Annotated in this window: 13 protein-coding genes; 5 read left to right on the top strand and 8 right to left on the bottom strand. The window is 53.5% G+C overall.

The window, feature by feature from the left end:
- Positions 1 to 674 precede the first annotated feature (674 nt).
- Entirely contained in the window at positions 675 to 2,525 is a 1,851-nt protein-coding gene (locus tag MWU63_RS01620) for a Hint domain-containing protein (protein WP_246531612.1), read from the top strand.
- Between the two features lie 77 nt (positions 2,526 to 2,602).
- Here MWU63_RS01620 and MWU63_RS01615 read toward each other — a convergent pair whose 3' ends face one another.
- From MWU63_RS01615 to MWU63_RS01585, 7 genes are all read right to left on the bottom strand, one after another.
- A complete protein-coding gene (locus tag MWU63_RS01615) occupies positions 2,603 to 3,211 on the bottom strand; it encodes a nucleotidyltransferase family protein (RefSeq protein ID WP_213887904.1) in 609 nt (202 codons plus the stop codon).
- A gap of 56 nt (positions 3,212 to 3,267) precedes the next feature.
- Positions 3,268 to 5,682, bottom strand: coding sequence for an FAD-dependent oxidoreductase (locus tag MWU63_RS01610; protein WP_247076768.1), 2,415 nt, complete (start codon positions 5,680 to 5,682; stop codon positions 3,268 to 3,270).
- Between the two features lie 222 nt (positions 5,683 to 5,904).
- Positions 5,905 to 7,443, bottom strand: a complete 1,539-nt coding sequence (locus tag MWU63_RS01605) for a trimethylamine methyltransferase family protein (RefSeq protein ID WP_213887906.1) — start codon at positions 7,441 to 7,443, stop codon at positions 5,905 to 5,907.
- Between the two features lie 212 nt (positions 7,444 to 7,655).
- Positions 7,656 to 8,495, bottom strand: a complete 840-nt coding sequence (locus MWU63_RS01600) for a TPM domain-containing protein (protein WP_247076766.1) — start codon at positions 8,493 to 8,495, stop codon at positions 7,656 to 7,658.
- On the bottom strand, positions 8,492 to 9,895 hold the full coding sequence (locus MWU63_RS01595; RefSeq protein ID WP_247076764.1) for a pyridoxal-dependent decarboxylase: 1,404 nt from the start codon (positions 9,893 to 9,895) through the stop codon (positions 8,492 to 8,494). Before MWU63_RS01595 ends, MWU63_RS01600 begins: the two co-directional genes overlap by 4 nt.
- Before the next feature lie 42 nt (positions 9,896 to 9,937).
- Positions 9,938 to 10,750 (bottom strand): isocitrate lyase/phosphoenolpyruvate mutase family protein, encoded by an 813-nt coding sequence (locus MWU63_RS01590; RefSeq protein WP_213887909.1) that lies wholly within the window; start codon positions 10,748 to 10,750, stop codon positions 9,938 to 9,940.
- A complete protein-coding gene (locus tag MWU63_RS01585) occupies positions 10,747 to 11,919 on the bottom strand; it encodes an aminotransferase class I/II-fold pyridoxal phosphate-dependent enzyme (protein WP_247076762.1) in 1,173 nt (390 codons plus the stop codon). Before MWU63_RS01585 ends, MWU63_RS01590 begins: the two co-directional genes overlap by 4 nt.
- Before the next feature lie 306 nt (positions 11,920 to 12,225).
- On the opposite strand from MWU63_RS01585, the gene cysS reads away from it, so the two are divergent.
- Genes cysS through MWU63_RS01565 form a run of 4 tightly spaced genes read left to right on the top strand, consistent with a single transcriptional unit; the run spans position 12,226 to position 16,272 of the window.
- Positions 12,226 to 13,752, top strand: coding sequence for a cysteine--tRNA ligase (gene cysS, locus MWU63_RS01580; RefSeq protein ID WP_247076760.1), 1,527 nt, complete (start codon positions 12,226 to 12,228; stop codon positions 13,750 to 13,752).
- Positions 13,749 to 13,892 (top strand): hypothetical protein, encoded by a 144-nt coding sequence (locus tag MWU63_RS01575; RefSeq protein WP_213887912.1) that lies wholly within the window; start codon positions 13,749 to 13,751, stop codon positions 13,890 to 13,892. Before cysS ends, MWU63_RS01575 begins: the two co-directional genes overlap by 4 nt.
- Positions 13,889 to 15,508 carry a citramalate synthase gene (gene cimA, locus MWU63_RS01570; protein WP_213887913.1) on the top strand — a complete coding sequence of 540 codons (1,620 nt, stop codon included), beginning with the start codon at positions 13,889 to 13,891 and terminating at the stop codon, positions 15,506 to 15,508. The genes MWU63_RS01575 and cimA overlap by 4 nt, the downstream gene beginning before the upstream one ends.
- Positions 15,505 to 16,272 carry a squalene/phytoene synthase family protein gene (locus MWU63_RS01565; RefSeq protein ID WP_247076758.1) on the top strand — a complete coding sequence of 256 codons (768 nt, stop codon included), beginning with the start codon at positions 15,505 to 15,507 and terminating at the stop codon, positions 16,270 to 16,272. The genes cimA and MWU63_RS01565 overlap by 4 nt, the downstream gene beginning before the upstream one ends.
- A 2-nt stretch (positions 16,273 to 16,274) precedes the next feature.
- Here the strand turns inward: MWU63_RS01565 and MWU63_RS01560 are convergent, their stop codons facing one another.
- Positions 16,275 to 17,507 carry an MFS transporter gene (locus MWU63_RS01560; protein ID WP_213887915.1) on the bottom strand — a complete coding sequence of 411 codons (1,233 nt, stop codon included), beginning with the start codon at positions 17,505 to 17,507 and terminating at the stop codon, positions 16,275 to 16,277.
- Positions 17,508 to 17,549: the final 42 nt, after the last annotated feature.

The following is a 17,549-nucleotide window of genomic DNA, read 5'->3' as shown; positions in this document are numbered from 1 at the left end:
CAATATCACCAGAGATTCTGGGGATTTAACCAATATCGTAGACAATAATGAAACCCCTGGTCTTTGACATCATTTTGCCAAAGTTGTTCGAATATAGGAATTTCCCTTTTTCTATTTTGGAAACGACAACAGTCTTGTTGACCGCCTCTTAAACAGTCAGCTTCACATGTGTTTTCGTTAATACTCTGTTAATTTTATGGAGTTTGCCCGAATTAACACGAAAAAGGTTCAGCAAATTATTGTTCTAAAACAGGAAACAATACTGCTTTGTTCGCAGTTTGGACTATCAAATTGTTTCGCTAACAAACGAAAAAATATGGCTGAAATATGGCACAATTTGCCATGAATTAGACAATATTGCTATGTCCGACCCCGTCATAGGTCTAATTTGAACCTGCCCGGCTGGGGGCAAAAAAGAAGGCTGCGGGGGCAGCCGCTGAGCTGCGATTGAGAAACTGATGTAAATGCCGGAGAGACGGCTGGTTAATTTGCCAGCGTTACGGCTGCTTGGGCAAATAAGGGGTTAACTTCGGTGCAACATGCATCGTCACACCCGGCAGATGCACAGACCTACACGAAACAGTCGTTGATAAGGGCAGGTGGCCGAGAGGGAAAAGCCGCCACTTTGTAGCAACTCGGCCGGGTGTGTGAGTTTGGTGTTTGGGAGAGTTGAAATGGTAAATCAGGTGTTGGACTGGAGCTTGTTCGGGTCGTACTGGACTGATCTTGCAGGTGGCGCATCTGTCGATACTGGTGGAATGAGCGTTTCTGTTGCGTTCAATGATCAGAACGGTGGCAGCCAGATCCGTACCGCCTCAACAAGCCAATACACTGAAGCCGGAGAGCCGTTTGACGCCAACTCAGGCCTGAAGCTTTATGGCACGGGAGGGGATGGCGGTAAGGACGACACATCCACAACGGTAATTGATTTTTCTGCCGCCGATGGAAGCGGCTTTTCGGACGATGTGAAGGACGTCACGTTTCGGATCAATGATCTGGATGTCGGCACTGCCTGCGACCCGCATATCGATATTGTAACGATTCGTGCGTATGACACCGCTGGTAATGAGGTTCCGGTACTTATCACAGCTGCTGGCACGCAAATCGTAGATTGCAATACCGTCACTGGGAACGGTGATCACGAGTATCCTAACCAAGAAGACGGATCTGTCCTGATAGATATCGCCGGCCCTGTTTCACGGATCGAAATCGATTATGACAATGGTTCTACAACGGATCAGGCGATCTGGTTGACAGACGTTCATTTTGGAACAGTGCCTGCAGTTGCGCCGGACGGGATTGTTGAAGGCACAAATGGAAATGATCATATCGATTTTGATTATCTGGGCGATCCAGACGGTGACCGTATAGATCACGGAGACGCAATCCTGCCGGGCGAGGGTCCAAACGATGATATCGTTTTAGCTGGCGATGGGAATGACACCGTTTATGCTGCCGAGGGAAACGACGAAATCCACGGCGGCAACGGTAATGATAACCTTCATGGTGGCGAAGGCGACGACGAAATCTTTGGGGAAGCCGGCAACGATAATCTCAATGGTGGTGATGGAAAAGATCGGTTGTTCGGCGGTGACGGCAATGATGAACTACGTGGTGACCACGGCGATGATTTCATTTCGACCGGTTCAGGGAATAATGTCGGGTTTGGTGGAGAAGGTAATGATACCTTCGAAGGTGGAAGCGGTCGCGATGTCCTGTTTGGTGGCGATGGTCGCGACACCTTTACCAAAGTAGGACCCGGAGATGTTATCGACGGAAACGAAGGCGGCGATGATTTTGATACACTAGATCTTCGCGGGGGCGGGCCTTTTAATATTCGCTACACCTCGCAAGATTTCGAAGATGGGTTTGTCGATTATCTGGATGAAGACGGTGATGTGACTGGAACATTAAGGTTCCGGAATATTGAAAATATCGTCCCCTGTTTCACGCCTGGTACTTTGATCGCGACGCCGAAAGGCGAATGTCTGGTTGAGGAGCTGAAAGTTGGCGACAGAATTATCACCCGCGACAACGGCATTCAGGAAATTCGCTGGTATGGCGTGAAGTCGCTGGATTGGAAAACGCTTCGCAACAACGAACATCTTAAGCCAATCCTGATCAAAGCAGGTGCGCTTGGGCACGGATTGCCAGAGCGTGATATGCTCGTCAGTCCAAATCACCGGATGCTTGTAGCAAATGATAAAACATCGCTTTACTTTGATGAACGCGAAGTTCTCGCTTCAGCCAAGCACCTTATCAACAACCGCCGCGTCCACAGGGTGGAAACCCTTGGGACCACCTATATCCATTTCATGTTCGATCAGCATGAAGTTGTTCTTGCCAACGGGTCATGGACGGAAAGCTTTCAGCCCGGTGATTACGCGCTCAAGGGGATTGGAAATGCGCAGCGGCAGGAAATTTTTGATCTCTTTCCTGACTTGAAAGAGTCCGAAGGTATTAAAAACTACCATACTGCGCGTCGCGTATTGAAAAAACACGAGGCACAGCTCCTCAGATACTAATATGCAGCCGTTAGCAAAGGGATTGCCCTTTGTTCTAACAGGAACGGGGAGCGGCGTGGCCGTTCTCCGTTTTGTATTTAGCGACCAGTTTTTTTGCCTGTGCGCCAATTGTCCCAATCTTCCGGAGTATCAAGATCAGTGATGGCATGATTTTCGCTTAACGTGACGTGAACAATGTCTTCAGACGGATCATTCAAAATCTGGCGTGCGCCGATGTCGCCGGTCAGGTTAGACAGGGCAGGGAATAGACGGCGTGGGAAAAGAACCGGGTGTCCGGGTTTTCCGCCTTCAGTGTAGGCACGATGGATGCGTTGATCTGAATCCTCTGAAAACGCTTTGATAATACGCGTGAAATCGCTTTCGGTAAGTTCTGGCATATCGGCGAGCGAAATCAGCACGCCATCTGAATCTTTAGGAACAGCTTTGATTGCCGCACTCAAAGAATGCGCCATGCCATCAGAGGCGTCTTTGACAAAAACCAAAGTCACGGGCAGCCGCGCGACAGCAGCCAAACGTTCTGGCGCATCACAGGGCAGGGTCACATAAACCTCAGAGCCTGTTGCCGCAGCGCGTTTGACAGACTGCCGAAGCAACGGAGTGCCTTGAATGTTTTCTAATAGTTTATCCCGCCCGCGCATCCGGTTTGACGCACCCGCAGCCAGCATAACAATGGCAACTTTTGTCATAGTGCGACCTAACCACCAGAGACGCCTAAGGGCAATATCCCTGATGGTGTTTTGGTCTAACCGCGCATCCGTGCACCGTCTGCGTCAAACAAAGCTGTGGTGATCAACCGGGCAGGGCGCATTTCACCCAGAATTTCGATTTCCACCTCCAAACCTTCTTTGGCCATTTCGGTCGGTATCAGGCCTAATGCAATGGATTTGTGGGCGAAGTGTGAGTAGCCACCAGATGTACAGAACCCTTCCACAGAGCCATTGATCCAGATTGGTTCATAAGCCACGACATCTGCGTCAAGCGCATCAACTTCAAACGCAACCAATGTCCGCGCAGCACCCTGCGCTTTTTCCGCTTCTGCTGCGGCCCGTCCGATAAAATCTGTGTTCTTTTTGAACGATATGAAACGCTCCATACCGGTTTCCGCCGCTGTGTAGTCAGGTGAGAACTCGCTCAGCCACGAGCCAAAAAACTTGTCGAGCCTCAGAGACATCATTGCCCGCATTCCAAAGGGGCGCATTCCGTGTTTCTGCCCGGCGTCCCAAAGCACATGCCAGAGATGCCGCTGGCTCATCGCGTCTGTGTATATTTCATACCCCAGATCACCGGTGTAGCTGACACGCTGCACGATGCAGTCTGCCATACCCACAACCATGCGCTTTACATCGAGAAATTTAAAAGTATCGGCTGAAACATCGCTTCTTGTAACGGAAGCAAGCACCGCTTGGGCATTTGGACCGGCAATCTGAAACCCTGTACGCCTGTCTGAGATGTTTGCCAGTGATACCTCGCCATCAAGGTGCTTACGGAACCAGCGTTCGTGATAAGCTTGTGAGCCGTAAGAGGCGGTAAGCTGGAATTCTGTGTCCGACAGGCACGAGATGGTGAAATCACCAATCAAGCGCCCTTTGGGCGACAGCATCGGGGTTAGGCTAAGGCGACCTGGCTTTGGAATGCGGCCCGCCATGATACGATCAAGCCAATCACGTGCGTCTGCGCCGGTGACCATGAATTTTCCGAAGTTCTGCACTTCGTTGATTCCAACGGCTTCGCGCACCGCTTTGACCTCGCGCGCGGTTGCGTCAAAGGCGTTTGAGCGTCGAAAACTTGGAGTTTCGTATCTTTCCTCACCGTCATCGGCAAAGTAGTTCGGCACTTCGAGGCCAAACTGCTGGCCAAAAACTGCCCCCATACTGTCCCAGATATCATACATGGGTGTGGTCTGGCAGGGGCGCGCGGCGGGAAGTTCCTCATTCGGATAGCTGACGGAAAAACGGTTTTGATAATTTTCCACCACTTTCGGAAGCGTATAGCCCGGGGTGATCCACTTTCCAAAGCGCGATACGTCCATTGCGAAAACGTCTCGTTCGGGTTCGCCTTCGATCATCCATTGCGCAAGCGTCAGGCCGACGCCGCCGCCTTGGCTGAAACCGGCCATAACACCGCAGGCTGACCAGTAATTGCGCAGCCCCGGAACAGGGCCGACCAGCGGGTTTCCGTCTGGTGCGAAAGTAAATGGTCCGTGGATCACGGATTTGACGCCTGCCGTGGCAAGTACAGGAAAACGCTGATACGCAAATTCAACAGATTCAGTGATCTTGTCGAGGTTGTCTGGCAGTAGTTCGTGCCCAAACCCCCAAGGTGTTCCGTCAACCGCCCAGGGTTCGCAGGACTTTTCGTAAAAGCCGATGCACAGCCCACGCCCTTCCTGACGAAGGTAGCTTTCACCGCCCGGATCCATGACATGCGGGTGTTCATTTCCCCGCTCATATATCTCGGGAATATCGTCTGTTACGATATACTGGTGTTCCATCGGGTGCAGTGGCAAATAGACGCCTGCCATGGCACCAACTTCACGGGCCCAAAGACCGCCAGCATTGACCAGATGTTCAGCGATGACCATGCCTTTTTCTGTCACGATTTCCCATGATCCGTCTGGTCGCTGGTTCGTTTCCTCAACTTTGTTGTGCAGGACAATTTCAGCCCCGGCCATTCTTGCGGCTTTGGCATAGGCATGGGTCGTACCCGATGGGTCAAGGTGACCATCAAGGGGGTCATATAGGCCACCGATGATGCCATCTATATTCGTAATGGGCGCAACTTTCTTAATTTCTTCCGGTCCCAGAATTTCGGTGTGCAAACCCATATAGCGATGCTTTGCCCGCTCTGCCTTCAACATGTCAAAGCGTTCTTGCGTATCGGCAAGCGTAACGCCGCCAACATGGTGCAATCCGCAAGACATGCCAGTCAGTTCTTCAAGTTCTTTGTAAAGGCGTATCGTATACCCTTGCAACGCGGCCATATTTGTGTCGCCGTTCAGCGTATGAAACCCACCTGCTGCGTGCCATGTTGAACCAGAGGTAAGCTCGGACCGTTCAATCAACATAACATCGGACCAGCCAAGCTTGGTCAGGTGATAGAGCACCGAACATCCGACAACACCACCGCCTATTACGCAAACTTTGGTATGAGATTTCATAGGGACACTTTCGTATTTATTCCAGTTTTGAGGAAGAGTGTTCCTGCGAGATAAAAAGCGCATGTAAATTTGCGTCAAAAAAGGTCGCAAATTGATTGCGGAAAATTCCTGAGACCGCTGTCGATCTGAATTTTGTGAACACAACCAGCACATAGCTGAAACGAAAGAGGCCGCCTGTAACACAGACGACCTCGTAACCCTCGGAACCGAGATATTTGATTTCTACGACGGTAAATGAATCTTGAACTTCGCCCGAATCTGCGCGTCCAGTTCAGGGTCAAAACGAGCCGCAGACCGATCCGCCAGGATTTCTTCTTTTCGGGCCGTCGCTTTCTTTAGCAAGTCTGGTTTGCCCAATTCCACCCATTCCTTGGGCGAACTGCGGTCTGCAAGCTCAGGGTAAATGTATTCTGTCTGCATCAGGCTAAGTGTCTGGTTGTGGCCAAGGTAGTGGCCGGGACCTTCAAGGCAGACAGACCGCATAACCTCAAGGCTGACGCTGTCTTCAGTCACTTCAATACCGCGCACGCAGCGCATGGCCTGCCCAAGCAGATCATCCCCGAGGATCAGGCTTTCAAGGCAGAAACCCAGCAGCGAGGCATGCATTCCTGCGGCCTCGTAAACCATGTTGAGCCCGGAAAGACCCGCCATGACGTTAGACATCGCCTGTTCCCAACCGGCCTGCATATCCGGTAGTTTGGCATCGGCGATTCCGGCCGCCGCACCACCGGGTAGGCCATAAAACTTGTGCATCTGGGCACAGCCAGCGGTCAGCAAGGCCTGCTCGCCAGAACCACCCGACATTGCACCTGTTCGTAGGTCCGAAACAAACGGCCATGTGCCAAAGACGCAGGGATGGCCGGGTGAAATGGCGTTGACGTAAATAATTCCCGCCAGGCATTCCGCAACAGCCTGCGTGATTGCACCGGCAATCGGGGCAGGGGCCGTGGCCCCGGCCTGACCTGCGGACAACAGCAAGATGGGCATGCCACCTCGGATCAGTTTTTCCATGACCTGGCAGGATTCGGTGGCAAATTTCATTGGGGGCACAACAAAACAGTTCGAGTTCGATACAAACGGACGCGCACGCCATTTGTCTTCTCCGCCCGCGATCATGTGCAGCATCTCTAGGCCACCGTCGACAAAGTCAGGTTCGGTGAAACTCGTGCCAACATGTTTTGTGGTGCCGGAGGTCACGGCGTAAATTGTGTTCAGGTCCATCTCGTAGTTGTCGGGAATATCCCGGCACACCATTGGGCGCTGCACAAAATGTATGTTGTCCAACCGGTCGCAGATGCGGGCGGCATCATGCAAGTCCTGCACCGTGCATTCACGGTAATTGCGCCCTTCGACGTCAACCATGTGAACTGCGGCACCGGCGGTGCCAAAGTGGACACGATTGCCTGATAGATGAAGGTCGTGTTTTGGGTCACGCGCGTGAAAAACAACTTCTTTACTTGTTTTGGCGAGCATGTCCTCTACCAACGCGCGCGGGAACCGCAGTCGGCCATCATCGCCCAGTATCGCACCCGCTGCTGTCATAACTGCGATACCGCTTTCGGGTGCATCGGCTAGACCTATGGTTTCCAGCGCATCAAGTGCCGCTTGGTGAATGCGCTCTATGCCTGCCTGTGTAAGCGGGCCATAGTTGCCGCCTTCCATACCGGCGCGGACAGGACGAAGGTTTTCTGCAAGTGGAGCCGAACGCAATGCGGTGCGGGCGGCACGTCCGCCGGAACGGCGAGGGGAAGTTGTAGTCATGATTGTCTCTTTTGATCGGGGAAAGGGGGAAAGGTGACGTTACATCGCCACCGGGCGCCCGCGTGCCGCGCGACCCCGTTCTGCCCCGATCGTTCTTACGATCAATGATATGAGCCAGTCAAACCGCCCCATGATCTCTCCCTTTTTCCGGGGAAGGTATTAAGTTGAAGTGTTACAATCTTGCCTGTTTACGTCAACATGTCGCTTTTGGCTTACCATCTGCCAGATGCGCCGCCACCCGACGAACTGCCGCCACCGAAAGAGCCACCGCCGCTTCTAGAGGTGCGCGATGTCGCAAATTCCTTGCTGTCAGAGTAGTCGCAGTAACGACAGTAAGTTGTCTGTCGTCTTCGTCCGCCGACCGTTCTTGATGCAGCCAAGATGACCTCGTGATCGCGGGAAAGGCCTCTGCGACCACAGTTGGGGCAGTGTCTAAAGCGCATCCTGAAATCGCCAAGCTTGCGCCGGAACGCCAGAAACAACATGCCAGCCACAACAACAAAAGGAATTAGAAAACGCCATCGATCAGAACGAACGGCCTGTTCAGGCGGCTCTTGTCCCGCAGTGTGGGGCCGCGCGACCTGATCAATCACCTCGTAGGTGCCGTTTTCGATGCCTTGACTGTAATTGTCCGACCGAAATTCAGGCAGGAACCTTTGATCAATGATATCACCGGCAATAATATCGTAGCCACGTAGATATCCGGTACCAAGTTCGACGCGCATTTCCCGGTCTGTCTGGGCAACGAGTATTAGTATTCCGTCATTGCGTTCCGCGCTGCCGATGCCCCATTCATTGAACAACCCGGTTGCAAAACTTTCGATCGTGTCGTGCCCGCCAAATGTTTTCCAGCTTCCAAGGGTCAGAACAGTTGCCCCCACCCCTGTCTCTTTTTTTAGGTTTTCAAGTTCGGCAAGCAGCCGTGCTTCAGCATCTTCGTCGATAATGTTCGCGTAATCGTTGATATAAACAGACGTGTACGCCGGGTAATTTTGGGCGAACAACAGGGTCGGAAAAACGCAAAAAATAAAGACAAGAACACGCAACATCATGAACCTCTGGTAAGATCAGATAAAACTTTGGGGATCATCATAACATCATCCCGCGTACAGTCGAACTGGCCAACCTGAACCCGAATAACAAATTTACCTTCGTGCAAGGTTTGTGTCAGGTAGATTCTCCCGTCATTGTTTATTCTTTCCAGAAGTTTCGCAGTTGCTTCGTTCGGGTTTTGTCCTTCCGGAACATACTGAAAGGTAAACAAGGACAAGGCTGGGGCTGTGGCAATCGTAAAATCGGGCAGGGTGGAAATCACCTCTGCAACCTTATTTGCCCAAGACACATGGTTGCGTATCCTTTCGCGCAATCCCGTCAGCCCATAGGCACGCAACGTGAACCAGATTTTAAGTGCGCGGAAACGCCGGCCAAGTGGCACGGTCCATTCGTTATAGTTCACGATGTCCTCGGCACCCTGTGTTTTCAGGTACTCCGGTCGCAATCCCATCGTGTTTATTTGCGGTGTCGGGTCCGCAAGAAACTGCACCGCACAGTCAAACTGAACACCAAGCCATTTGTGCGGATTGAAGACAATACTGTCTGCCTTGTCGACACCCGTCCACAATGCCCGAAATTCCGGGCAAATCATGGCAGAGCCTGCCCAGGCTGCATCGATATGGGTATAGAGGTTACGAGCCTTCGCAACATCCAGACAGGCGTTGATTGGGTCGGTTGCCCCGATGGAGGTGCCGCCAACACAAAGAATAACACCTGCTGGCAGATATCCGGCGGCTGAATCAGCTGTAATCGCTGAATCAAGTGCTGCGGGGTCCATGCCGTTCTCAAAGTCGGTATCGATTTTCACCAGGTTGTTCTGCCCGATACCCGCCAGACGCGCAGCTTTATCAACCGAAGAATGTGTTTCAGCAGAGGCGTAAAGCCGCAAGAGTGGTTGTCCGGATAACCCTTCTGCAATGCCTTTCCAGTCAAGCGCACGCTCGCGCATCGTCAGAATTGCCGACAGTGTCGCCGTTGTCGCCGAGTCATGAATCGTACCTGTGAAATGATTGCTCAGGCCAAGCGCATCGCGTAGCCAGCGGATCATCACCTCTTCGATTTCGTTTGCAGCGGGGGCTGTTTGCCAGAGCATCGCCTGCGCTGAAATCGCATTGGCCAACTGTTCTGCAAGCATCGAGGCGGGTGATGCATTCCCCGGAAAATATGCAAAAAACCGAGGGTGCTGCCAATGGGTCATGGCGTCCGGTACGATGGCTTTAAAGTCTTCAAAGATGGCAGCCATATCTTCGGCGGCTTCCGGTGCGATTTCGGGCAGCTTGGCTGCTGTAACACCGGGGGTCGTCTGTGCACGTACGGGACGCTCACGCAATGAGGCGTGATACTCTTCCGCCCATTTCGCGGCCTCACCGCTCCATTTGCGCAGATCCTTGTGGTCCATCCGCATTCCTCCGTAGAACGAGGTTTGAGTTGCGTCCAGATGCTACCGCAGCAGTTTATCGATGACACCACCCGATATGCCGTTAGACAACAAAGAAAAGTCACCATCCCCGAACATGGCGTCGGCTGCGTCCTTGATTGCCCGGTGTGTTACGCGAGCAAGCGCGGACCCAAGCGAGATACGGGCAACGCCAGCCGCAGCAAATTCTGCTTTCGATACTTTCGTGTAAGGCCCTGCAGCAAGTGCGTTGATTGGCAATGAGGTAGACGCGCAGATGCGTTTCATATCGTCCATTGTGGCCGGAAGAGGTGCATATAGGCAGTCAGCCCCTGCGCCTTCAAACGCTTTCAGGCGCCGCAACGCTTCTTCGATATCGTACTGACCATTCATTATTCCATCTGCACGGGCAACCAGAACAAAGTCTTTTGGCAGGGCGCGGGCCGCAGCAGCCGCCGCGCGAATACGCTCAACAGCGAGATCGAAATTGTAGGGGGTAACAGAAGGAAGGTGGGAATCTTCAACGGAAATCCCGGCAAGCCCAACCTCGGCGGCAAGGCGCACCGTTTCTGCAACTGTATCTGGGGCCTCGCCAAAACCATTTTCGAAATCGCCAGAGACAGGTACGTTCACCGCTGCCACCAGATCAGCTGCGTGGCTCAGGGCTTCGTCCCGCGTCACATTCCCCATATCGGGTCTGCCAAGCGTGAAGGCATGCGCAGCGGACGACGTGGCTATTGCCTCAGCGCCAAGTGCCACAAGCATCTTTGCGCTGCCAATGTCCCAGGCGTTCGCCAGAATGAACGGATCACCAGGGCGATGCAGGTCACGAAAAGTAGCACCTATATCCTTGCTCATGGGGTGATCCTTTCTGCATAAGAAACGAGCCGAGTCAGCGCATCGGCAAAGGCGTCATCATCTATCGTCATTGCAACGCGCAGATGCCCGGCTGCGGCGGTGCCAAAGCTTTCACCCGGCATTGTTGCGATCCGTTCTTCGGCAAGCAACCCTTCGGCGAATTCCTCGCCACTCTTTCCGGTCGCGCGAATATCAAGCATCAGGTACATCGCGCCATCGGCTGGAATAAGCCCGACAGTGTTTTGTTTTGCGAGAATGGCACGGGCAATGTCACGACGACGGCGGAAGGGGGCGGCGACCTCTTCTTCCAAATCCGGGCCCTGCAACAAAGCGAACTCGGCAGCGTCTTGAATGAACCCGGGAACGCCGTAGGTCGTCGTGGTCGCAAGATCGATCAGACGGGCGATAACCTCTTCCGGCCCGGCGATCCAGCCAACACGGCTGCCTGTCATCGCATGGCTTTTGGACATGGACCCAACAACAAGCGTGCGCTCTGCCATACCGGGTAGCGCTCGTGGGCTGATGTGTTCGCCCTTCCAGACCTGTGTGTCGTAAACCTCGTCCGAGATCAGCCAAAGGTCATTGTCCATGCAGACGCTGGCGATACCTTCAAGCGTGGCGCGCGAATAGACCACCCCTGTGGGGTTGTTTGGCGAATTAATCAGCAGCGATTTTGCACCCGGTGCGACGGCAGCAATTTCGCCTGCACGCGGTTGAAAGGCATCTTCAGCCCGGGCATCAACGCAGACAGGTACAGCCCCCGCTGCGCGCAGTGTGCCGGGGTAGGTTGCATAATAAGGCGCAATGAAAAGCGCAGTATCACCGGTGTCACATACCGCACAATGCGTTGAAAACAACGCCGACTGGCCACCAGGTGTTATCATGATATTGTTGCGGGTGGTCGGCACACCTGTGCGTTCGGCAATCCGTTCGGCAACCACATCGCGCAGGCTGTTCACACCCGGAACCATCGCATAGCCGGTATGGCCACCTAAAGCGGATCTATACATTGCCTCCAGAATCGCATCAGACGTGCGAATGTCATGTTCACCAATCGTCAGTTCCAGAACGGCCTCCCCCGCGGCCTTCATTTCACGCGCCTTGTAAAACACGCCCCAGCCGTCAGAGCCGCCAGCGTTCAACCCAGTAATCCGATCAGATAATTTCATGTCCGTACCTTGTCTGTTTGCGGCACGCGACCACGCCGGGATCGGATTGTCAAATGCACAATTGTATCAAGACATATCAGGCGTTTTGGTTAAGCCATGCTGTGACTCCCCCGATTTTTCGATGCACAGATCAACCAACGGGCTTGGCAGAGCGAACGGGGGTTGTTATGAGGGGCGCATGAACACGGCACTTTGCATTATTATCTGCATTACCGGCTGACATCGTCAGGCGGGCCGGTCTTCTTTGTTTCCTTATAAAGCTGAAGTTGATAAGCCCGCGGCGGGACCGCGCGTAAGGACATATGAATGACTAAGATCACGCTTCACAACACAAAGACCCGCAAGAAAGAGGTCTTTACCCCAATCGACGAAGAAAACGTGCGGATGTATGTCTGTGGGCCGACCGTCTATGACCGCGCCCATATCGGCAATGCGCGCCCGGTGGTGGTGTTTGACGTGCTCTACCGTTTACTGCGCCATGTTTATGGCGAAGATCATGTGACCTATGTGCGTAATTTCACCGATGTGGATGACAAAATTAATGCCCGCGCGATTGAGAATGTCGGCAAGGATGGGGATGTGAACGCTGAAATTGCCCGGATCACAGACATGACTACCCAATGGTTCCTTGATGATATGGGCGCACTTGGCGCGTTAGAACCCAACGCCATGCCACGCGCCACGCAGTACATCCCGCAAATGGTTGCGATGATCCAGACGTTGATCGAGAAACGTTTTGCCTATGTCGTAAGAAGTGAGAGCAATAATCCGCCAGAAGAATATGTGTTGGCAGACCGGGAAGCGTTGCTCGGTGAGCACGCGCTTTTCGAAGTAGAGAAATATGAACGATACGGTCAGCTATCAGGGCAGTCCACAGAAGATATGATCGCTGGCGCCCGAGGCGAAAAAGCACCAGGAAAGCGGAGCCCGATGGATTTCGTTCTGTGGAAACCTTCCACTCCAGATTTGCCCGGCTGGGATAGCCCTTGGGGACGCGGTCGACCCGGCTGGCATATCGAGTGTTCGGCGATGTCAAAAGCGTTATTGGGTGATCGGTTCGATATTCATGGTGGTGGTCGCGATTTGATGTTTCCTCACCACGAAAACGAGATCGCTCAAAGCTGCTGCGCAAATGGAACTGACGAAATGGCGCAGGTCTGGATGCATAACGAGATGCTGCAGGTCGAGGGCAAGAAAATGTCGAAATCCCTCGGCAACTTTTTCACCGTGCGCGACCTGCTTGATCAGGGCGTTCCGGGCGAAGTGATCCGGTTTGTGTTTTTGAGTACACATTACCGGAAGCCGATGGATTGGACAGAGCAGAAAAGGCGAGAAGCGTCTCGTGAGCTGGACAGTTGGGTGACCTCTCTTTCGGTGGATCATGAACTTTTAGATAACCCGATTGATTTAGGCCAATGCGACCAGCAAATTGTTGCCGCACTTGCAGATGATTTGAATACGTCTTTTGCAATAACGAAGCTCAAAGCTACTGCAAAATTTATCGACAACAGCAGAGAATTCCTGCACCTCTCTGAGCCGCGCCAGTTAGAGGTAAGGCGGATTTTCGTTGCGAGCGCATTCCTCCTCGGGTTCGACCTTGTAGAATTGGCAAAACAGATGCGGAACCGTCCAGCTGCTAAAGATCTGGAATATTACACGTTGAGTATGGTCTATGAACGTTCTCAAGCAATGGAGACGAAAGATTTCACTGAGGTGGATCGGCTTAAGGCGGCTCTCCTTAACGCAGGTGTTGAAGTTCGTATGACCAAGGATGACGTGGAGCTTGTGCCGGGTCCGGACTTCGACCCTTCAAAATTGGAGGCCCTCAAATGAGTTCAGCAATGTTTGAGCACCTCGAAACGCAGGGCGGCGCCCGGCACGAGGGGGGGCGTGGAGCGCCCGCCCGTGGGGGCGGGTCGGGCGCTGCCCGGGCTTTCACCCCGGACGTACTCTATGGCGAGGTTCTGCTATGAGCCGCGAACGCCTCTCACTCTACGATACCACCCTTCGCGACGGGCAGCAGACGCAAGGCGTGCAGTTCTCGACCGCTGAAAAGCAACAGATCGCCGAAATGCTTGATGCGCTTGGTGTTGATTATATCGAAGGCGGCTGGCCCGGTGCGAACCCGACGGACAGCGAGTTCTTCAGCGCAGCCCCCAAAACAAAGGCGATATTGACAGCCTTCGGCATGACGAAACGCAGCGGGCGTTCGGCCGAAAACGACGATGTTCTGGCGGCGGTGATGAATGCGGGAACATCTGCCGTCTGCCTTGTTGGTAAAACCCACGACTTTCATGTCACGGCGGCCCTTGGGATAGATCTTGCCGAAAATACCGCAAATATCGCGCAGTCCATCGCGCATATCGTGGCGCAAGGCCGCGAGGCGTTGTTTGATGCCGAACATTTCTTTGACGGCTACAAGGCGAACCCGGACTACGCACTCGAAACGGTGAAAGCCGCCTATGACGCAGGCGCACGTTGGGTTGTTCTGTGTGACACCAATGGTGGCGCGTTGCCGTCAGAGATTTATGAGATCACCAGGGCAGTGATCGACGCGGGCATTCCCGGTGATCGTCTTGGCATTCACACGCATAACGACACTGAAAACGCAGTCGCGAATTCGCTTGCCGCGATTGATGCAGGCGCGCGCCAGGTGCAGGGCACGCTGAACGGCCTTGGGGAACGTTGTGGCAATGCAAACCTCACCGCGCTGATCCCAACCTTGCTGCTAAAACCAAGCTATGCGGACAGGTTTGAAACAGGCGTAAGCCCTGAGGCACTGGTCGAACTGACCCGCACCAGCCGTATGCTCGACGAAATCCTCAATCGAGTACCGCTGAAACAGGCAGCCTATGTTGGGGCAAGCGCCTTTGCCCATAAGGCGGGGCTGCACGCCAGCGCCATTCTGAAAGACCCGACGACATATGAACATATTGATCCCGCAAGTGTGGGAAACCGGCGTATCATCCCGATGTCAAACCAGGCCGGGCTTTCGAACCTGCGCAAACGCCTTACCGATGCCGGGCTAGAGGTTGCCGCGGACAACCCGGCCTTGCCGCGCATTCTTGAGCAGATCAAGGAACGCGAGGGGCAGGGGTATAGTTATGACACTGCTCAGGCGAGCTTTGAGCTTGTCGCGCGGGATGCGCTAGGGATGCTTCCGCAATTCTTTGAAGTGAAACGCTACAAGGTCACGGTTGAACGTCGCAAAAACAAATACAACAAGATGGTTTCCTTGTCCGAAGCTGTTGTTGTCGTGAAAATTGGCGGCTCGAAAATGCTGTCGGTTTCCGAGAGCCTTGATGAAAGCGGCAATGACCGTGGCCCGGTCAATGCGCTCTCAACTGCACTCGCGAAAGACCTTGGACCATACCAAAACTATATCGAAGATATGCGTCTGGTTGATTTCAAGGTGCGCATAACCGATGGCGGCACAGAGGCTGTGACCCGCGTGATTATCGACAGCGAAGACAGCAAAGGCCAGCGCTGGTCTACCGTTGGCGTGTCACCCAACATCGTCGATGCATCATTCGAGGCTTTGCTGGATGCAATAAACTGGAAACTGATCCGCGACGGGGCAAAGGGATGAGCCTTCAGGCTTGTGCGGAACAGGTTAGACGTGGCGACCCCGACAGGTTTCTTTCTGCGATGACTGCACCGCCGGACGCGCGGGCGAAACTGTTTCCGCTCTATGCTTTCAACCTCGAAGTGGCACGCGCACCGTGGGTTACGGAGGAGCCGATGATTGCTGAAATGCGTCTTCAGTTCTGGCGAGACGCTGTTGAGGAAATTGGCGATAGCAAACCGCCGCGCGCACATGAAGTTGTCGCGCCACTTGCAGCCGTGGTGCGCGAAGCTGGTTTGCCAGTTGAGGTTTTTGACGCGCTGATTACGGCACGCCGCTGGGACATCTACCGCGACCCGTTCAAAGATCAGGCGGATTTTGACAGCTACATTGATAAAACGGCAGGCGGGCTGATGTGGTTGTCGGCTTTGTCTCTTGGCGCGGAGCCAAGTCAGGAAAGAGCGATCAGGGACTACGCCTATGCGGCGGGTGTTGCGAATTGGTTGAGGGCTGTGCCAGAGCTTGACGCGCGCGGGCGTATTCCGCTGCTGGACGGCCGAGCCTCGGGCGTCGCCGAGCTTGCAAAGACGGCGCTGAAACGCCTGAAATATGCGCGCCCCGATGTTGGCAAAAACTGTAGCGCAGCGTTGCGCGCCGGGTGGCAGACGCGGTCAATTTTGATGCAGGCAATGTCAGAACCTGAACGGGTTGGCGAAGGCACGCTCGGAACGTCAGAGTTTCGACGCAAAGGTAGTTTGCTTTGGAAATCCGCGATTAACAGTTGGTGACTTCACACGTCTTCGTGGCGCATCACCAGCCAGATCAGTGACCCACCCGCCAGCATCAGAAGTGGTGCCATTGCCAGATTGACCGAAGCCCAGCCTTGCTGAACATCGCCACCCGAACAATTCATCAAGCCACCGGAGGCGAGAGAGGCTAGGGTCACACAACCAAAGACGATCATGTCGTTCATGCCTTGCACCCGACCGCGTTCCTCTGGTTCATGTGCGGAGGCGAGCATGGCCGTTGCTCCGATGAACCCGAAGTTCCAGCCAATCCCAAGCAGGATAAGCGCAATGAAAAAGTTGGAAAGCTCAACGCCGCTTAATGCAACAATGCCAGCAGCACCAAGAATCGCGAGACCGATTCCAACAATCTTTTCCACGCCGAATCGCGCAATCAGATGACCCGTAAAAAACGACGGTGCAAACATTGCAAGAACATGCCCGGAAACGACGTCAGCGGCGACGCCTTTCTCGTAGCCACAGCCAACCACCGCGAGCGGTGTTGATGTCATGACAAGGTTCATAAGTGCATAGGTAACCATGGCACAGATGATTGAAACCGCGACGCGCGGCGTTTTCAAAAGCTCAAACCGGCTGCGGCCCTTGGGGGCATCGATTGCAGGTTTTTCTGGTGTCGGTATATCGAGAAAAAGGAACAGGAATGAACCAACAACATTCAGCGCAATAACTGCAAAATAAGTACCGATGAAAACAACTGGTAATGCTTCGCTTGTAACCTTGACCAGTTGCGGTCCGATCACTGCGGACGCCAGCCCACCCGCCATAACATATGAAATCGCTTTCGGTCTGAACTCATCGGAGGCTGTATCGGCCGCAGCGAAGCGGTAGAAACCCTGCGCAGACATGTATGTGCCCGTAAACAATGACCCAACAAGAAACAGCCCGAAAGATTGATGATATAAAGCGAATGCGCTGATCGAGGCCCCAATCGCGCCCCCCATACTTCCGATGAAAAAACCGACACGCCGCCCAAATCTTTGCATTATCGCTGAAAGCGGCTGTGCGTTAAGCATCGAGCCAATCACGATCAGGGAAATTGGTAACGTTGCGAAACAGATATTTGATGCAAGCGATTGCCCTGCAAGACCACCAATGATGAAAAGCATCGGCATTTGCGCGCCAAGAATCGCCTGGGCAAGCACCAGAACAACCACGTTTCGTTTGGCTCTGAAGGGGTTGTACTGATTGGTATCAGGAGAGTCGGCATATATAGTCATTCGCAATCGGTATACCGATTTTACCTAAAGGAAAAGCCCTAA

Origin of the sequence: Pseudohalocynthiibacter sp. F2068, from assembly GCF_023015645.1 — a bacterium.
GTDB classification, from domain to species: Bacteria; Pseudomonadota; Alphaproteobacteria; order Rhodobacterales; family Rhodobacteraceae; genus Pseudohalocynthiibacter; species Pseudohalocynthiibacter aestuariivivens.
This window is presented reverse-complemented; position numbering and strand designations above follow the sequence as displayed.

What these genes read in the sequence shown, in the direction of transcription:
- MWU63_RS01605 (WP_213887906.1), bottom strand. Translation starts at nt 7,443, where the DNA reads ATGACTACAACTTCCCCTCGCCGTTCCGGCGGACGTGCCGCCCGCACC.
- cimA (WP_213887913.1), top strand. Translation starts at nt 13,889, where the DNA reads ATGAGCCGCGAACGCCTCTCACTCTACGATACCACCCTTCGCGACGGG.
- MWU63_RS01595 (WP_247076764.1), bottom strand. Translation starts at nt 9,895, where the DNA reads ATGGACCACAAGGATCTGCGCAAATGGAGCGGTGAGGCCGCGAAATGG.
- MWU63_RS01575 (WP_213887912.1), top strand. Translation starts at nt 13,749, where the DNA reads ATGAGTTCAGCAATGTTTGAGCACCTCGAAACGCAGGGCGGCGCCCGG.
- MWU63_RS01590 (WP_213887909.1), bottom strand. Translation starts at nt 10,750, where the DNA reads ATGAGCAAGGATATAGGTGCTACTTTTCGTGACCTGCATCGCCCTGGT.
- MWU63_RS01600 (WP_247076766.1), bottom strand. Translation starts at nt 8,495, where the DNA reads ATGATGTTGCGTGTTCTTGTCTTTATTTTTTGCGTTTTTCCGACCCTG.
- MWU63_RS01585 (WP_247076762.1), bottom strand. Translation starts at nt 11,919, where the DNA reads ATGAAATTATCTGATCGGATTACTGGGTTGAACGCTGGCGGCTCTGAC.
- MWU63_RS01565 (WP_247076758.1), top strand. Translation starts at nt 15,505, where the DNA reads ATGAGCCTTCAGGCTTGTGCGGAACAGGTTAGACGTGGCGACCCCGAC.
- MWU63_RS01620 (WP_246531612.1), top strand. Translation starts at nt 675, where the DNA reads ATGGTAAATCAGGTGTTGGACTGGAGCTTGTTCGGGTCGTACTGGACT.
- cysS (WP_247076760.1), top strand. Translation starts at nt 12,226, where the DNA reads ATGACTAAGATCACGCTTCACAACACAAAGACCCGCAAGAAAGAGGTC.
- MWU63_RS01615 (WP_213887904.1), bottom strand. Translation starts at nt 3,211, where the DNA reads ATGACAAAAGTTGCCATTGTTATGCTGGCTGCGGGTGCGTCAAACCGG.
- MWU63_RS01560 (WP_213887915.1), bottom strand. Translation starts at nt 17,507, where the DNA reads ATGACTATATATGCCGACTCTCCTGATACCAATCAGTACAACCCCTTC.
- MWU63_RS01610 (WP_247076768.1), bottom strand. Translation starts at nt 5,682, where the DNA reads ATGAAATCTCATACCAAAGTTTGCGTAATAGGCGGTGGTGTTGTCGGA.